At 73.2% G+C, this 16,215-nt stretch carries 19 protein-coding genes; 9 read left to right on the forward strand and 10 right to left on the reverse strand.

Annotation, left to right across the window (positions count from 1 at the left end):
• The first annotated feature begins 55 nt into the window (after nt 1-55).
• From EV292_RS18755 to EV292_RS18780, 6 genes are all read left to right on the forward strand, one after another.
• Entirely contained in the window at nt 56-2,470 is a 2,415-nt protein-coding gene (locus tag EV292_RS18755; protein WP_132910792.1) for a TonB-dependent receptor, read from the forward strand.
• Nucleotides 2,471-2,587: 117 nt separating this feature from the next.
• Complete coding sequence (locus EV292_RS18760; protein WP_132910793.1) at nt 2,588-3,262, forward strand: response regulator transcription factor; 675 nt, start codon at nt 2,588-2,590, stop codon at nt 3,260-3,262.
• A complete protein-coding gene (locus tag EV292_RS18765; protein ID WP_207913483.1) occupies nt 3,259-4,578 on the forward strand; it encodes a HAMP domain-containing sensor histidine kinase in 1,320 nt (439 codons plus the stop codon). The genes EV292_RS18760 and EV292_RS18765 overlap by 4 nt, the downstream gene beginning before the upstream one ends.
• 61 nt (nt 4,579-4,639) lie before the next feature.
• The gene (locus EV292_RS18770; RefSeq protein ID WP_132910794.1) at nt 4,640-4,912 is read left to right on the forward strand and encodes a hypothetical protein; all 273 of its coding nucleotides are present in this window, start codon (nt 4,640-4,642) and stop codon (nt 4,910-4,912) included.
• Between the two features lie 24 nt (nt 4,913-4,936).
• Complete coding sequence (locus EV292_RS18775; protein ID WP_132910795.1) at nt 4,937-5,335, forward strand: RidA family protein; 399 nt, start codon at nt 4,937-4,939, stop codon at nt 5,333-5,335.
• Nucleotides 5,332-5,973 (forward strand): CPBP family intramembrane glutamic endopeptidase, encoded by a 642-nt coding sequence (locus tag EV292_RS18780; protein ID WP_132910796.1) that lies wholly within the window; start codon nt 5,332-5,334, stop codon nt 5,971-5,973. Before EV292_RS18775 ends, EV292_RS18780 begins: the two co-directional genes overlap by 4 nt.
• Here the strand turns inward: EV292_RS18780 and EV292_RS18785 are convergent.
• Complete coding sequence (locus EV292_RS18785; protein WP_207913484.1) at nt 5,964-6,569, reverse strand: TetR/AcrR family transcriptional regulator; 606 nt, start codon at nt 6,567-6,569, stop codon at nt 5,964-5,966. The genes EV292_RS18780 and EV292_RS18785 overlap by 10 nt on opposite strands.
• Before the next feature lie 167 nt (nt 6,570-6,736).
• On the opposite strand from EV292_RS18785, the gene EV292_RS18790 reads away from it, so the two are divergent.
• Nucleotides 6,737-7,063 (forward strand): hypothetical protein, encoded by a 327-nt coding sequence (locus EV292_RS18790; protein WP_132910798.1) that lies wholly within the window; start codon nt 6,737-6,739, stop codon nt 7,061-7,063.
• 9 nt (nt 7,064-7,072) lie between these two features.
• Here EV292_RS18790 and EV292_RS18795 read toward each other — a convergent pair whose 3' ends face one another.
• From EV292_RS18795 to EV292_RS18810, 4 genes are all read right to left on the reverse strand, one after another.
• A complete protein-coding gene (locus EV292_RS18795) occupies nt 7,073-8,065 on the reverse strand; it encodes an alpha/beta hydrolase (RefSeq protein WP_132910799.1) in 993 nt (330 codons plus the stop codon).
• 95 nt (nt 8,066-8,160) lie between these two features.
• On the reverse strand, nt 8,161-8,703 hold the full coding sequence (locus tag EV292_RS18800) for a hypothetical protein (RefSeq protein WP_243693858.1): 543 nt from the start codon (nt 8,701-8,703) through the stop codon (nt 8,161-8,163).
• A 115-nt stretch (nt 8,704-8,818) separates the two neighbouring features.
• Nucleotides 8,819-9,463 carry a hypothetical protein gene (locus EV292_RS18805; protein WP_132910800.1) on the reverse strand — a complete coding sequence of 215 codons (645 nt, stop codon included), beginning with the start codon at nt 9,461-9,463 and terminating at the stop codon, nt 8,819-8,821.
• Nucleotides 9,460-9,732 carry a PadR family transcriptional regulator gene (locus EV292_RS18810; protein ID WP_132910801.1) on the reverse strand — a complete coding sequence of 91 codons (273 nt, stop codon included), beginning with the start codon at nt 9,730-9,732 and terminating at the stop codon, nt 9,460-9,462. The genes EV292_RS18805 and EV292_RS18810 overlap by 4 nt, the downstream gene beginning before the upstream one ends.
• 212 nt (nt 9,733-9,944) lie before the next feature.
• On the opposite strand from EV292_RS18810, the gene EV292_RS18815 reads away from it, so the two are divergent.
• Nucleotides 9,945-10,697, forward strand: a complete 753-nt coding sequence (locus tag EV292_RS18815; RefSeq protein WP_132910802.1) for an SDR family NAD(P)-dependent oxidoreductase — start codon at nt 9,945-9,947, stop codon at nt 10,695-10,697.
• Nucleotides 10,698-10,716: 19 nt separating this feature from the next.
• On the opposite strand, the gene EV292_RS18820 is transcribed toward EV292_RS18815, so the two are convergent.
• A complete protein-coding gene (locus tag EV292_RS18820; protein WP_132910803.1) occupies nt 10,717-11,610 on the reverse strand; it encodes a Gfo/Idh/MocA family oxidoreductase in 894 nt (297 codons plus the stop codon).
• A 107-nt stretch (nt 11,611-11,717) separates the two neighbouring features.
• Entirely contained in the window at nt 11,718-12,128 is a 411-nt protein-coding gene (locus EV292_RS18825) for a helix-turn-helix domain-containing protein (RefSeq protein WP_132910804.1), read from the reverse strand.
• 82 nt (nt 12,129-12,210) lie between these two features.
• Between EV292_RS18825 and EV292_RS18830 the strand changes: the two genes are divergently transcribed.
• Nucleotides 12,211-12,945 carry an SDR family oxidoreductase gene (locus tag EV292_RS18830; RefSeq protein WP_132910805.1) on the forward strand — a complete coding sequence of 245 codons (735 nt, stop codon included), beginning with the start codon at nt 12,211-12,213 and terminating at the stop codon, nt 12,943-12,945.
• Between the two features lie 63 nt (nt 12,946-13,008).
• Here EV292_RS18830 and EV292_RS18835 read toward each other — a convergent pair whose 3' ends face one another.
• The 3 genes from EV292_RS18835 to EV292_RS18845 form a co-directional block, all read right to left on the reverse strand.
• Entirely contained in the window at nt 13,009-13,854 is an 846-nt protein-coding gene (locus EV292_RS18835) for an outer membrane beta-barrel protein (protein WP_132910806.1), read from the reverse strand.
• Between the two features lie 101 nt (nt 13,855-13,955).
• A complete protein-coding gene (locus tag EV292_RS18840) occupies nt 13,956-14,966 on the reverse strand; it encodes a ferritin-like domain-containing protein (protein WP_132910807.1) in 1,011 nt (336 codons plus the stop codon).
• Between the two features lie 55 nt (nt 14,967-15,021).
• Nucleotides 15,022-15,999, reverse strand: coding sequence for a ferritin-like domain-containing protein (locus tag EV292_RS18845; RefSeq protein WP_132910808.1), 978 nt, complete (start codon nt 15,997-15,999; stop codon nt 15,022-15,024).
• Nucleotides 16,000-16,215 lie beyond the last annotated feature (216 nt).

The raw sequence follows: 16,215 nt of genomic DNA on the forward strand, positions 1-16,215 counted from the left end.
ATATACGCCCGGACATAGTGCGGGGCGACACCCCGCCGTCGAAGGGGGAACATCGATGTCGTCGCGCCTGATCGTCCTGCTCTGCGCCGCCGCGGTGGTGCCGCTGTGCGCGCCCGCGTACGCCCGGAGCGCCGCCCCCGCCGAACCCGCCGCCCCCGCTGACGCCGCCGCGACGAACGAGCGGGAGGACGCGGCCGAGGCGCTCGCCGCCGTCACCGTCACCGCGCGGCGGCGCGCGGAGGAGGCGCAGCGCGTCCCCGCGGCGCTGTCGGTGGTGGGCGGCGCGCTGCTCGACCAGAGCTATACGGTCAACACCCAGGGGCTGACGACGCTGATCCCGACGCTGAACTACAGCTCGGCCAACCCGCGCAACACCGCCTTCACGATCCGCGGGCTCGGCTCCAGCGTCGTCGCGGTCAGCCAGGCCAATGACGGGCTGGAGCCCGGCGTCGGCTTCTACGTCGATCAGGTTTATCACGCCCGCCCCGCCACCGCCGCGTTCGACTTCGCCGACATCGAACAGGTCGAGGAGCTGCGCGGGCCGCAGGGCACGCTGTTCGGCAAGAACACCACCGCCGGCGCGCTCAACATCACCACGCGCGCGCCGAGCTTCACGCGCGAGGGGCTCGCCGAGCTGTCGTACGGCGAGTTCAACTTCGCCCAGGCCAAGGGCTGGGTCTCCGGCCCGATCACCGACAGCATCGCCTATCGGATCTCCGGCGTGGCGACGCGCCGCGACGGCGTGATCGCCAATGTGCGGACCGGGCGCGACACCAACACGCTCGGCACGCAGGCGGTGCGCGGGCAGCTGATGTTCAAGCCCGACGACACGATCCAGCTGCGCCTGATCGCCGACGTCACCAACTTCCAGGCCTATTGCTGCGGGCAGGTCTATCTGCGCACGGGGACGAGCCTGCGCGCCGCGAACCGCCAGTTCGGCGGCCCCGGCGGCCTCGCCGCGCAGTTCGGCTATGCCCCCGCGAGCACCAACCCCTATGACCGCAGGACCGACATCGACGGCCCGCTCGGCGTCGATACCAACGAGGGCGGCGTCAGCGCGATCACCGACTGGAACCTCGGCTTCGCCACGCTGACCTCGGTCAGCGCGTGGCGCTTCTGGAACTGGGACGCGGAGAACGACCGCGACTATACCGGCCTGCCGGTGCAGCTCTCACAGCACATCCCCTCGCGCCAGGACCAATATAGCCAGGAGCTGCGGCTCGCCTCGAACGGCGACCGCCGCTTGTCCTATGTCGTCGGGCTCTACGGCTTTCGCCAGCGGCTCACCGGGCGCCCGATCAGCATCTACGGCCCCGCCGCGGCGCGCTACCTGATCGGCACCACCACCGGCGCCAACAACACGCCGGTGCCGGCCGACCTGCTCGACGGCTATGGCCAGGACGGGCGCACCGACTTCCGCAGCCGCAGCTACGCCGCCTTCGGCGAGGTCAATTATCGCATCATCCCCGCGGTCACCGCCACGCTGGGGCTGCGCTACACGCAGGAGGAGAAGGACGGTTCTTACGCCACCACGGTCTCGGGTGGGCCGGCGACCACCAGCACCGCGCTGATCAACGCGCGGCTCGGCGTGCTGCGACCGCAGCGCTATCAGGCGCACGACAGCGACGGCAGCCTCTCGGGCCGCGGCAATCTCGCCTGGCAGGTGACCGAGCAGATTCTGGCCTATGCGAGCTACGCGCGCGGCTTCAAGTCGGGCGGGATCAACATGTCGGGCCTGCCGCTCGACAATGACAACCGGCCGGTGCTCGCCACCGCGGTGGTGCGGCCCGAGCGCAACGAGACCTACGAGGTCGGGGTCAAGAACACGCTGTTCGACCGGCGATTGATCCTCAATCTCGACGCCTTCTACACCAAGGTGCGCGACTTCCAGGCGACGGTGGTGGAGAATTCGCTGACCCAGACGGTGCAGCTGCGCGGCTATCTGTCGAACATCCCCGAGGTGACGGTGAAGGGGATCGAGGCCGACGTCACCGCGCTGATCCTGCCCGGGCTGAGCGCGCGCGCCGGCGCGGCCTATGCCGAGGGCGCGTACAGCGACTATCCCGCCGGCCCGTGCCCGCTCGAGGTACAGACCGCGGCGACCACGCGGTGCAGCCTGACCGGCCGCCGGCTCGCCGCGCTGCCGCGCCTCGCGCTCACCGCGGGGCTCGACTATGTCCGCGCGATCGGCCGCGGCGCGCTGACGCTCCACGTCGATACCGCGTCGCGCAGCGGCTACAATGGCGATCCCGGCCTGTCGCGCTACACCTATATCCGCGGCTATAACCTGACCAACGCCAACCTCGGCTATCGCTTCGCCGACGGGCTCGAGCTGATCGTCTGGGCGCGCAACCTGTTCGACGCCGATTACATCCAGAACGTGACGGTGCAGGCGGGCAATTCGGGGCTGATCCTCGGCGCCCCGAGCGACCCGCGCACGATCGGCGGGACGGTGCGCTGGCGGCTGTGAGCGTGTGCGGCGCGCGCGCGCGTCGCCGCCGCACGCCAGCCTCGCGCAATCTCGCTGCCGCACCAGGGCGCACCCCGCGACGCCGCCGCGCGTTGCGCCATGTCGGAGGTCGCGCGCATGAAACTGCTGCTGGTGGAGGACGAGGCCGGCTTCGCGGGCGCGCTGCGCGAGGTGCTCGAGCGCGACCGCTTCGTCGTCGATCACGTCGAGCGGCTCGATCTCGCGCGCGAGGCGGCGCTGTCGGGCGGCTATGACCTGGTGCTGCTCGACCGGACCCTGCCCGACGGCGACGGCCTGTCGCTGCTGCCGGCGCTGCGCGCGGCGCGGCCGGGGCTGGCGGTGATCGTGCTCAGCGCGCGCGGCGAGATCGTCGACCGCGTCGCCGGGCTCGACGAGGGCGCGGACGATTATCTCGCCAAGCCCTTCGCTGTCGACGAGCTGCTCGCGCGGATCCGCGCGGTGCGCCGCCGCCCCGCCGAGCTGGAGGTGGCGACGATCCAGGTCGGCGCGCTCGTGTTCGATCCCACCAACGACGAGGCCAGCGTCGCGGGCGAGCGGCTCGGCCTGGCGCGGCGCGAGCTGCGCGTGCTCGCCGCGTTGGCGAAGCGGCGCGGGCGCACCGTGCTGCGCGAGGCGCTCGAACAGGCGGTCTACGGCTTCGACGACGAGATCCAGTCGAACACGCTCGACTCGCACGTGTCGCGGCTGCGCCGCAAGCTGGCCGAGGCGGGCGCGGGGGTCGACATCCACGCGATCCGCGGCGTCGGCTATCTGCTCAAAGCGCGCGCGTGACGCGGCGCCAGCCCTCGCTCAAGCGCCCGCTGATCCTGCGGCCGCTGCTGTTCCAGCTGCTGGTGCTGGTGGTGTGCTGCACCGCGATCATGGCGCTGGCGGTGCGCTCGGACGTGGGCGGGCTCTACACCGACGAGTCGATCACCCCGGTGATCGCGCAGGCGGTCGTGCGCCGCGCCGACGGCGGGCTCGCGCTGCGCGACACGCCCGAGCTGGCCGAGCTGCGCGCCGCCACGCCCGACCTGTGGTTCGCCGCCGAGGACGCGACCGGGCATCGCGTCAGCTATGGCACGGTGCCGCCCTCCTACGCCTCGCTCACCGGCGCGCTCCAGCACGTCTCCTACGCGCATCTGCGCGACCGCTCGCCGCCCTATCGCCTGTCCGCGGTGATCCGGCGCGAGACCGGGCCGGCGGGGACGCTGACCATCCTCGCGCACGGCAAGCTGACCGGGCTGACGCTGATCGTCCTGCTCGCCTCCAACGTCGTGATCGCGCCGATCTTCGTGCTGCTCGCGCTGGTGTCGTTCATCGTCACGCCGTGGATCGTCAACCAGTCGCTCGCGGGCGTGCGCCGCATCGCCGCCGAGGCGGAGCGGATCGATCCCGCGCGCCGCGGCTGGCGGCTGAGCGAGGACCATGTCCCGTCGGAGATCGCGCCGCTGGTGCGCGCGGTCAACGACGCGCTGCGCCGGCTCGACGAGGGCTATGAGCGCCAGCGCCGCTTCATCGCCTCGGCCGCGCACGAGCTGCGCACCCCGATCGCGATCCTGCGCGTCAAGGTCGAGGCGGCGGAGGAGCCGGCGACGCGGCGGCTGCTCGGTGACGTCAACCGGCTGGCCAATCTGGCGGAGCAACTGCTCGACCTGCAGCGGCTCGACGTCGCCGGCACCGACGAGGCGATCGATCTGCCCGTGCTGCTGCGCCAGGTCGCGGCCGATCTCGCGCCGCTGCTGATCGCGGCGGGGCGGACGATCGAGCTGGTGGTGGAGGCGCCGCGCCCGGTGCGCGGCGACGCGGGCGCGCTGGCGCGGATCGTCGTCAACCTGATCCAGAACGCGATCGACCATGGCGGGCGCGGCATCGTGCTGCGCGTGACGGGGGCGGGCTTCGAGGTGGAGGACGACGGGCCGGGCATCCCCGAGGCCGAGCGCGAGCGCGTGTTCGAGCCGTTCCACCGGCTGCGCCCCCGCGCCACCGGCACCGGGCTGGGGCTCCACCTCGTCCAGCAGGTGGTGGAGCGCCACGCCGGCCAGGTCGCGATCATCGGCGCGGCGGGCGGCGGGACGATCGTGCGCGTGACCCTGCCCGCGCGCTGAACCGCGCCCGCGCGCCGCCGATGCCATGTTCGCGCAATCTCCGGCTGCTGTGGGAGCGGTCATGCCCGGCCCCGATCGCCCGATCCCGTACCGCCCGGCGCGGCGCCGTGTCGTGATCGGGCTGCTGGGTGCCACCGCGAGCGCGCCGGCGGCGCGCGCCACCCCCGTGACGCGAGGAGATGACATGATGCCCTGGGACTATCTGCTGGTCGAGGAGACCATGGCCGCGGACGACCTCGCGCGCGTCGGCGCGGAAGGGTGGGAGCTGGTCGCGGTGGTGTCGCCCGCGCATTTCGTGTTCCATTATTTCTTCAAGCGGCCGCGGCGCGGCTGACCCGTCGAGACGAGAGGAACGACCATGACCCAGCGTGACGCCATCTTCCCCGAGGGCCGGCATGATCTCTACACCGCCCAGACCTATTCGGCCGCGATCCGGTCGGGCGACCTGCTGTTCGTCTCGGGCCAGGTCGGCAGCCGCCCCGACGGCACGCCCGAGCCCGAGTTCGCCGCGCAGGTCCGCCTCGCCTTCGCCAACCTGGCCGCGACGCTGCGCGCGGGGGGCTGCGGGCTCGACGATATCGTCGACGTCACCAGCTTCCACACCGACCCCGAGCGCCAGTTCGCGACCGTGATGGCGGTCAAGGCCGAGCTGTTCGCCGCGCCGCCTTATCCCAACTGGACCGCGGTGGGGGTCACCTGGCTCGCGGGCTTCGACTTCGAGATCAAGGTGATCGCGCGGATCCCGGCGCGCGCATGACGCTGCTGACCCGCGCCCCCGTGCGCTGCGCCGTGCTGGTGGCGCTGCTGGTGCTGCTGTTCGCGCCGGTGCCGATCCCGTGGCGCGTGCTGGTACTCGCCGGCGCGGCGCTGGTGTGGACGCGGGTCGAGGCGGGCACGCTCGCGCCGCTCGGGCTCGGGCGCCACGGCTGGCGCGCGACGCTCGGCTGGGCGGCGGGGCTGTTCCTCGCCGGGCTAATCTCGGGCGAGCTGGTCCAGCCCGCGGTGGCGCGGCTGTTCGGCACGCCGATCGATTATAGCGGCTATGGCGCGCTGGCGGGCAATGCCGATGCCGCGCTGCGGCTGCTCGGCTATGCGCTGACCAGCGCGGCGATCGGCGAGGAAGTGCTGTTCCGCGGCTTCCTGCTCCACCAGCTGGTCGCGCTGCTCGGCCCCGGCACCGCGGCGCGGCGCGGCGCGATCGTCGCGGCGGGCGCGCTGTTCGGCGCGGCTCATTACATCCAGGGCGCGCCGGGGATGCTCTCCACCGGCCTGTTCGGGATGCTGCTCGGCTGGGCGTGGTTCCGCAGCGGGCGCAACCTGTGGGCGCTGATCCTCGCGCATGCCGCGATCGACAGCTACGGCATCGCGATGCTGTATCTCGGCCGCTACGCCTGAGCGCGGTCGCGCGGCGCCAGCGCGCCGTCGACCAGCGCCGCGAGCGCGGCGATCGCCCCCGCGCGGTCGACGCGGCCGCGGCGGAGCGCCGCCGCCAGCGCCTCGCCCGCGCCGACCAGCCCGACGCAGCGCCGCGCCAGCGCCGCCGCCTCGCCCCCGGCGTGCGGCGCGAGCACGTCGACGAACATCGCGACGCATTGGTCGAGCAACTCCTCGAACACCGCGGCTTTCTCCTCGCTCCCCGCCAGCGCGGCGCCGACCGCCTGGAACTCGCCCCCGGTCTCCGCGGCGCAGTCGATATAGGCCTCGGCGAGCAGCGCGACGGTGGCGTCGCGATCGTGGCCGCCCGCGCGCATCGCGTCGCGGAAGGCGAGCACGCGGTCGGTGTCGATCATGCGGTAGAGCGCGATCAGCAGGCCCGAGCGGGTCGCGAAATGATCGTAGGCGACCGGCTTGGACACGCCCGCGCGCGCCGCCAGATGGCCGAGCGTCAGCCGGTCCGCGCCCTCGTCGCGGACGATCGCCCGCGCCACCTCGAGGAGCTGGCGCCGCCGCGCGGGCTTGGCGAGCCGGCGCCGCGGCGGGGCGGGGGGCACGGCGCGGGTCGCCGGAGGTTGTACCATGGTGGCGGAGAATCGATCCGTCGCGGCGGAGGTTCCGGCGCGCGCGGGGCGGGCGATGCGCGCACCATCTTCGCGCAACCTCGGGCTGGTCTTGGCGGGGGCGGGCACCGCGCCGGTGCCGCTCGAAAGGAACCGCCACGATGATCCCGATCGCCCCCACCCCGTCGCGCGCGCTGCTGCTCGCGCTCGCCGCGCTGGCCGTCACCGCGACCCCGCCCGCGCAGGCGCAGCGCCGCCAGCAGCGCGAGGACGCGCGCACCTGCGCCGGCTTCGGCAACCGCTACGGCACGCGCGGCTACGCCGATTGCATGCTGGAGCAGCAGCGCCGCCGCGACGACAAGCAGCGCCGCACGCTGGAGGAGATGGCGCTGACCTCGCAGATCGCCAAGGACGGCCAGATCATGGCCGAGCGCGCGCGGCGCCAGCGCTGCGACCGCAACCCCGATCGCCGCGAGTGCCGCCGCTGAGCGCGCGCGTCAGTCGTCGCGCCAGCACGAACGGACGAAGCGGCTGACCTCGTCGCGCAGCTCGTCGTCCTCGGGGGTGTCGCCGCCGAAGCCGCCGTGCGGCATCGCCTCGAACACGTGGAGCTCGGCGGCGACGCCGGCGCGGCGCAGCGCGCGGTGCATCCGCACCGTGTTCGACAGGAACAGGTCGCGCGTCCCGCTCTGGAGCAAGGTCGCGGGCAGCCCGTCGAGCGCGGCGAACAAAGGCGACAGGCCGGGATCGGCGAGGTCCGCGCCCGCGGCGTAGAGCAGATGGCTGGGCATCAGCGACCCCGGCAGCACCACGTCGACCAGCCGGTTGGTGGCGAAACTGTCGCCCGTCTCGGTCAGGTCGACCTGCGGCGACAGCAGCACCAGCCCGGCGGGCATCGGCAGCCCCGCGTCGCGCACGCGCAGCAGAGTGGCCACCGCGATATTGCCCCCGGCGGAGCGCCCGCCGACGACGATGTCCGCGGCGCGGTGGTGCGCCAGCGCGTGGCGATAGGCCGCGACCCCGTCCTCGACCGCGGCCGGATAGGGGTGATCGGGCGGGGTGCGATAGTCCACCGCATAGCAGCGCAGGCGATGCTGCGCGGCGAGCATGCGCGCCCCCGCGCGGCACGCCTCGCCCCCGCCGAACACCAGCGCGCCGCCGTGGAAATCGAGATAGGCGCGGCGCGCGTCGCCGCCCTGCGCCGGGGTGGCGCGATGGATCACGGTGTCGCCCAGCGTCACCGTCTCCACCGCCGCCTGCGCCTCGCCCGCGAGCTGCGCCACCGCGGCGGCATAGCCGGCGCTGGCGGCCTGCTGGAGCCGGCGCCAGCCGTCATGGTCGAGCGGGTCGGGCAGGACGTGCGCGGCGTTGCGCACGCCCCCGTCGGCGTCGACGTGGCGCGCGAGCGCGGCGCGCGCGGCGTCGCTGATCGAGCGCGGGAAGGGGACGCGCGCGTGCGGGCGCAGCACGCCGGGTTCCGGGTCGGTCATCGCCGCTCGTCCTTCCGTCTCGCGCGCGAACCGGTCCGCGCCGGCGCCCGCGCCTAGCCGCACGGGCGTCGCGACGCAAACCGGTGCGCGCCGGCTCAGCCGACGCGGCGGAAGTGGAAGCGCCGCACGAACGGCGCGCCCTGGGCGTTCACGCTCGCGGCGGACTCGGTCATCGCGTCGCCGCCAGGGTCGAGCGTGTAGACGCGCACCGAGGAGGGCGCGCCCTGTCGCGCCAGATTGGCGATCAGCACGTCGGGCGCGGGGGAGAGCAGCGCGGCGCTGTCGGCCTCGCTGGTGTCGCCCTCGCCGACCCCGGCGGTGCCGTCGGCGCGGTAGGTGACGCCCATGTGGCGGACGCTGCCGTCGCGCGCGGTGATGTCGACCGCGGCGTACCAGCGCCCCGCGTCGGCGCGCGCGAAGGTGTAGAGCACGCGGCGCGGCGGCGGGCCATAGTCGCGCGGCAGCCGCGTCAGGTCGAGTTCCCAGCGCCCGGTGAAGCGCGACGGCGTGTCCGCGGCCGCGGGCGCCGCGGCGGGCGGGGCGGATGCCGCAGGGGCGGCCCCTGCCGCGCCCGCGACCGCTGACAGCAGCGCGGCGGGGAGCAGCGCGCGGACCCGGGGCGACCGTCGATCGAACATGGCATCTCTCCTGATGGCGCGACGCGCGCGCGTGGGCGGGCGCCCGCGCGGGGCGTCCCTCTCCTCCGGGCGACCTGCCCGAAGCCGGTGGATCGTGGTGGGCGGGCGGCGGGCCTCAGCCCGGGGGCGGGCGCGGCGCCACCGATGCGGCATGCCATTGCGCCGCGGCGGCGATGGCGGCGAGCTCGGCCGCGGCCACCGCCGCCTGGGCCAGCGCCTCGTGCGCGTCGAGGAACAGCGCGCCCAGCACCACCACCAACGTCACCGACGCGGCGGCGACCTGGAGCGCGACGCGCCACGCCCCCGCCCAGTCGTGCGCGACCAGCCGCCACGCCAGCCGGACATGGCCGAGCGCGGTGAGCAGCTGGAGCAGCGCGAGCGCGGGCACCGCGGCCTGATAGACCGGGCGCAGCAGCAGCGCGCGCGTCGCGTCGGCGGCGAGCGCGCCGCCCAGCCCGGCGCCGGCGGGGGACAATCCGGGCGGGCCGAACAGCGCGCCGCCGAGCTGGAGCGTCGCCATCGGCAGCATCACCCCGAGCGCGAGCGCGTGGCTGGCGAGCGCGAGCCGCCCGAGCGCCCGCGCGGGCAGCGCGCGCGCCGCGGCGACGAGGCAGCCGAACGCGAAGCGCCGCGCCGCGCCCGCGTCCGCGTCCGCGGCGGCCTCGAGCTCGGCCGCCATCGCCGCCGCCCAGCCGCGCCGCTCCTCGCCGAGCCAGCAGGTCGCGAGCGTCATCGCCGCGCGCGCGAGCGGCGGCGTCACGCCAGCGCCGCCGCGCCGGACCGCGGCGCGTCGCGCCCGGCCAGCTCGCGCGCCAGCGCCGCGCCCGCGGCGGAGAGACGATAGGCGTGGCGTGGCGGGCGCCCCGGCTGCGCCGGCTCGCGCCATTCCGCCTCGAGCAATCCCTTGTCGCTCATCCGCATCAGCAAGGGATATAGCGTCCCCGAGGACAGGCCGGTCGCCTTGAGCAGATCATAGCCGTGGCGCCACGCGCCGTGCTGCGCCGCGAGCGCGTCGAGCACCCGGCGCATCTGGGAAGAAGGCTGTCGCGTCCTGACCATGCAACATAGCAACATATGTAGAGTTACGAGTCAACCGCGCGCAGACGGACCTGCGACGGGCCAAGCGACGCCGTGGCGCGGTGGACGGGCGGCTGGACGCGCGCCGCCGCTGCCGTATTCAGGGGCGCGAATCGAGCGGGTCGCAGCGGCGCGGAGCCGGAGCGCGGCGGGAGGACGGAAAGATGAGGGTGAAGACCGCGATCGTGACCGGCGCGACCTCGGGGATCGGCGAGGCGAGCGCGCGCGCGCTGGTGGGCGCGGGCTGGCAGGTGATCGCGACCGGGCGCCGCGCCGAGCGGCTCGACGCGCTCGCCGCCGCGCTGGGGGAGCGGCTCCACCCCGCGGTGTTCGACGTGCGCGACGAGGCCGCGGTCGCCGCCGCGCTCGACGCGCTGCCCGAGCGGTTCCGCGGCATCGACCTGCTCGTCAACAACGCCGGCCTCGCGCTGGGGACCGGGCCGGCGCAGCACGCCGATCTCGCGCAGTGGAAGACGATGATCGACACCAACGTCACCGCGCTGGTGGCGATCACCCACCGGCTGCTGCCCGGGCTGATCGCGCGCAAGGGGGCGATCATCAATCTCGCCTCGATCGCGGGCAGCTATCCCTATCCCGGCGGCAACGTCTATGGCGGGACCAAGGCGTTCGTGCAGCAGCTCTCGCTGATGCTGCGCACCGATCTCCACGGCACCGGGGTGCGCGTCAGCACGATCGACCCGGGGATGGTCGAGACCGAGTTCACGCTGGTGCGCACCGGGGGAGACCGCGACGCCTCCGACACGCTCTACGCCGGGGCCGAGCCGATGACCGCGGCGGATATCGCCGCGACGGTGCTGTGGATCGCGACGCTGCCGCCGCATCTCAACGTCAACCGGCTCGAGCTGATGCCGGTGAGCCAGTCGTTCGCGGGCTTCCAGGTCGCGCGCCACGGCTGAGCGCGCGGCGGGGTGTCGCTCAGCCGGCGGCGTGGCGCACGATCGCCTCGCACAGCGCGTGCGTCTGGAGGATGGCGGCGGCGTCGGTGGCGCGGCGCTCGCGCGCGACGGTGAGGAAGTGGTCGCACATCGTGTCGAAGCCGCGCTGGCGCGCGACCGAGACCCAGTCGCCGCGGCGCCGGAGCGTCCGCGCACCGCTGGCGTCGATCCGGTCGGCGAGGTTCAGCACGGTGCGCCGGGCGCCGTCGCCGATCGCGTCGAGCCGCTCCTCGTCGAGCCCGCTGTTCCGGTGCATCGTCCCGATCGCGGTGAAGCCGTCGCCCGCCAGCACCAGCGTGACGGCGTGGAGCAGCCCATCGACCACATGCGTCTCGATCGTGCGCCGGCGCACCGCGGCCGGGGCGAGAGACAGCAAGGTGTCGACGACATGGATGAAGTCGTCGAACACGACGCGCCGGGGCGTGTCGGGCTGGCGGTGGCGATGCTTCTCCAGCGTGATCAGGCTCGCCCCGACCCCGCGCAGCGCGACATAATCGGGCGCGAAGCGACGGTTGAACCCGACCACGAGCGGCGTCGCGCGCCGCGCGGCGAGGGCGACCAGCGCCTCCACCGTGTCGAACTGGTCCGCCAGCGGCTTGTCGACGAAGGTGGCGATGTCCTGTTCGAGCAGCAGGCGCACGAGCGCCGGATGCGCCTCGGTGGAGGCGTGGACCAGCGCCGCGTCGAACCGCGCGGCGGCGAGCGCCGCGGCGACGCTGGTGTGACGGTGCGCGAGGCGGAAGGCGTCGCCGATCTCGGCGAGCACGACGGGGTCGCGCGACGTCAGGTGAAGCTCGATGTCGGGTCGCGCGGCGAGCACCGGCACATAGGCCTTGCGCGCGATGTCGCCCAGTCCGATCATCAGCACGCGCATCGCCGCCTCCGTGGTTGGCGCCCGCCTAGCCTGTGATCCTCCTGCTGTGAACCGGCGGGGTGCTGCGGCGTCCGCAGGAGCACGGTTCACGCTAGGCGGATCGGCCTCTACGCGCTCTTGCCGCGGCCCCAGCCGTCGCGCTCGGCGAAGATCTGCTGCATCACCGCCATATTCTGGGTGCCCCAGGTGCAGAGCGGCTCGAGCGCCTGCGCGAGGCTGCGGCCCAGCGGCGTGAGCGTGTAATCGACGCGCGGGGGCACCTCACGATAGTCGTTGCGGCGCAGGACGCCGTCGCCTTCCAGTTCCTTGAGCTGCTGGATCAGCACCTTGTCGCTCACGTCCCGCACCGCGCGCTTGAGCTCGCCGTAGCGCGTCGGCCCGCGCAGCAGGAAATAGAGGATGAGCGGCTTCCACTTGCCCGAGATGATCTTGAGCGTCGCGTCGAGCCCGCAGGTGAAGGCGGGCGCGACGGCGGCGGGGGCGCTCTCGGCGGTCGCGCTCTCGGCGGTCTTCGACATTCTAGGTACTTACCAAAAGGTGCATACTTGTTCCCAGGTAGGCAGGTCGCCAGCTGCGTGCAACCAAGAAGTGGAGGCATGTATGAAGCGGTTGGACGGCAAGACGGCGATCATCACCGGCGGCGGGACGGGCATCGGCCTGGCGTCGGCGCAGCGGTTCGTCGCGGAGGGCGCGTTCGTCTATCTGTTCGGGCGACGGCAGGAGAAGCTCGACGCGGCGCTGGCGACGCTGGGCGGCAACGCGCGCGCGGTGGCGGGATCGGTCGCGGACAATGACGACCTCGACCGGCTGTTCGCCACGGTGAAGGCCGAGCGCGGCGGGCTGGACATCCTGTTCGCCAATGCCGGGACGGGGGCGCTGGTGCCGCTCGGCGAGATCACGCCCGACCATTATCAGGCGACGTTCGACGTCAACGTCAAGGGAACGATCTTCACCGTGCAGAAGGCGCTGCCGCTGATGCGCCGCGACGGGTCGATCATCCTCACCGGATCGACCACCGGCGTGATGGGCACGCCGGCGTTCAGCATCTACAGCGCGTCCAAGGCGGCGGTGCGCAACCTCGCGCGGAGCTGGGCGCAGGACCTGCGCGGCACCGGGGTCCGGGTCAACGTCCTGTCGCCCGGGCCCACGCTGACGGAACTCGCCGCGGAGGTGGTCGGCCGCGACGCGATGATCGAGATGGGCGCCACCACGCCGATCGGCCATGTCGGCGAACCGTCCGAGGTCGCCGCGGCGGCCGCCTTCCTCGGCTCCGCCGACAGCAGCTTCATGACCGGCAGCGAGCTGTTCACCGACGGCGGGCTCGCCCAGATCTGACGACCCGCCGGTGCGCCCGCGCCGCCGCGACCCCTGTCGCGCGACGGCGCGGGCGCGCCCCGGTCAGAAGCGGAACGCCGCGGTGGCGCGCAGCGAGTGCCAGCGGAACTTGTCGTCGCTGCGGATGAAGTCGGTGCCCGACGCGCTGCCGCCGTTGTTGGCGTTGGTGAAGGGCGTCCCCGCCGGGCCGGTCGCGCGGACGACGTAATCGTCGTCGCGATACTGGTGGTAGATATATTCCAGCCCGATCGAGAAATGCCGGCCGAGCCGCTGCTCGACGCCGCCGCCCCCCTGGAAGCCGAACTGGTTGCGCTTGCCGCTGCCCTCGAACGTGTTGGTCGTGTTGGTGGAGCCGAAGGCGCGGTCGATCCGCGCATAGCCCGGACCGAAGGTGCCGTAGAACAAGGTGGTGTCGTTGGGGGTGTAGCCGGCGCGCGCGCGCACGCCCGCCTCCCAGTCGATCCCGCGGTTGAAGACGTAGCTCGCCGGCGTGCTCGAGAAGGCGCTGACGCCGTCGGTGATGTTGCTGGTGCCGAACTCGCCGACCACGCCGACGACGAGGCGGCCGCGCTGCGCGTCGAACCCGACCCGGCCGTAATAGGCCCAGTCGTCCTTGTCGTTGGTGCAGCGGCCGCCGTTGGCCGGGCTGAGCTGGTTGCTGGCCTGGCCGCCGCAGAAGCCAGGGCCGAAGGCGTCCGCGCCCGAGCCGGTGCGCACCACGTCGCCATATTGCCCGTCGAGGTTGCGGTCGAACAGCACGCGCGAGCGGCCGCCGTCGTTGGGCTGGACGTCATAGCCGCCGGCCGCGCCGACATAGACGCCGCTGAAGCCGCCGTCGCTCTCCTGCGCGCTCGCGGGCAGCGCGTGGGCGGCGAGCAGCGCCGCCGCGGTCAATCCGATCACCTTCATGTCTCACTCCCTCGTGAATCAGCGGGGAGGAGGCGCTGGCCTCCTCCCCTGTCGTCGTCATCCCCGGCGTGCGGCGGCCGTGCGGCGCGCCCGGCGCGGCATCAGGGCAGGCCCACCCGCAGCGTCGGATTGGGGTTGTTGGTCCCGTTGGGGAAGAAGCCGCCCCCGTTGAGGTTGCTGCCGGTGGCGTTGAGGTAGACGATGTTGTGGACCTGGCGGCTGTTGCGGCTGTAGGCGATGGCGTCGGCGTCGGCGGGGACGAGATTGGCGCCGCCCCCGGATGCGACCAGCCCCTGGTCGGTGTCACTGCCCTGGTCGAGCGCGTCGCGCGCGTCCGAGATCCTGGTGGTGGCGGTGATCAGCGCGGGCGCGGCGATGCCCTTGGCATAGAGGACGGTGCGCACCAGCCCGGCGTGATAGGCCTCGGCCGCGAGGATGCCCGCGGCGGCCTCGAGGAACACCTTGCTCGACAGCAGCGGCGCGGCGCCCTTGTAGGCGGTGACGCCGACGTCCTCGAACAGATAGGCGCCGAGCAGGAAGTTCTCGGGCGAGGAGTAAGGATTGAAGCTCTCGCTCGACCCGATCACGCCGGCCGCGCGCGCCGCCGCGGTGAAGGCACCGTTGGCGTCGCCCGAGATGTTGATGTTGGGCATGGCGATCGCGGCCGAGCCGAGCGCGGCGCGCAGGAAGGCGACGTGCGCGGCCTCGTCCGCGGCGATCTCGCGGGCATAGGCGCCGACCAGCGCGTCACCCGAGAAGTCGACCTTGGCGCCGCCGGTGACGGTGCCGCCCGCGGTGCCGCTGCCGCTCGCGGTCTGGCTCGCCGCCAGGCCGGTGCCGTTGACCGCGAACAGATAATATTGCGCCTCGAGATATTCGAGATTGAGCGCGAGGTTGAGCACGTCGCTGTCGGTCACCGCGGCGGGCGTGGGGGTCGGGGTGGGGGTCGGCGCGGGGACGTCGTCCTCCTCGGAATCGAAGCAGCCGGACAACAGGCTGGCGCTGCCGAGCGCGAGCGTGCCGCCGCCCGCCACCTTGAGGAAGCGGCGCCGCGCCGCGCGGCGATTGTCCGCGGCGGCGAGCAGGTCGAGGGCGTTGCGATGATCGATCATGGGCGTGGTTCCTGTGAAGAGGCAGAGACGGGGAGGCGGGGGCGCCGCCGCACGCTCACGCGGTCGATCGGATGTTGCCGTTGACGCCGTTGGGGAAGAACCCGCCCATCGTCGTGGTCGCGGCGTTGAGATAGACGATGTTGAGCACCTGGCCGGTGGTGCGGCTGTAGGCGAGGCCGTTGGCGTTGAGCGGCGCGATGTTCGCGGTCAGCGTCGCCCCGCTGCCGCTCGGCGCGATGCCCTGGTCGTCGTCGGGCGCGATGCCGCGGACCTGGTCCTCGGTCGGGCTGCCGTCGAGCGCGTCGCGCGCGGCGGAGATCTGCTCGGTCGCCTGGATCAGCGCGGGCACGCCCTTGGCGTACAAGGTCGTGCGCACGATCGCGGCGTGATAGGCCTCGACCGCGAGGATGCCCGCCGCGGCCTCGAGGAAGGTCTTGTTGGTGAGCAACGGCGCCGCGCCCTTATAGGCGGTGACGCCGACGTCCTCGAAGATGAAGGCGCCGAGCAGGAAGCTGGTCGGGTCGGCATAAGGGTTGAACGTGTCCGACGCACCGACCACCCCGGCGGCGCGCGCCGCGGCGGTGAACGGACCGTCGGCCGCGCCCGAGATGTTGATGTTGGGCATCGCCACCGCGGAAGCGCCCAGCGCGGTGCGCAGGAAATTGACGTGCGCCTGCTCGTCCGCGGCGATCTCGCGCGCATAGGCGCCGACGTTGGGATCGCCCGAGAAGTCGACCTTGGCGCCGCCGGTCACCGTGCCGCCGGCGGTGCTGCCGCTGCCGGTCAAGGACGCGGGCAGGCCGGTGCCGTTGACCGCGTAGAGATAGAATTGCGCCTCGAGGTATTCGAGGTTGAGCGCGAAGTTGAGCACGTCCGCGTCGGTGACCGCCGCCTGTGCCCGCGCCGGATCCGAGTAAGCGAAGGCCGACCCGACCGCGGCGACCCCGAGTGCCGCGGTGAACAGGGCGCGGCGATCGTGGCGGCGTCGCGAACGCGCCTCGAGCGCGTCGATGACCAGATCTTCGTGATTCATGAGTGGCATCTCCCTCCGCTCCCGAGAGGAGGCGGTGTCCTCACGCGTGAGCAGGGCGAAGCTACGAGGCGACGCGCCCGCCGGATGCTGCTGGAAAGAAATGTTTATATTTCACTACGCCGGGAACATTCGCGCCCGTCGCGCGTGGCAGCGGCCGCTTCGGCCGACGCGCGCGAGGGCCGGCGTGTGGTCCACCTCGGCCGAGCCGTGCTCCTG

This window comes from Sphingomonas sp. BK235, assembly GCF_004345855.1.
Lineage (GTDB): Bacteria > Pseudomonadota > Alphaproteobacteria > Sphingomonadales > Sphingomonadaceae > Sphingomonas.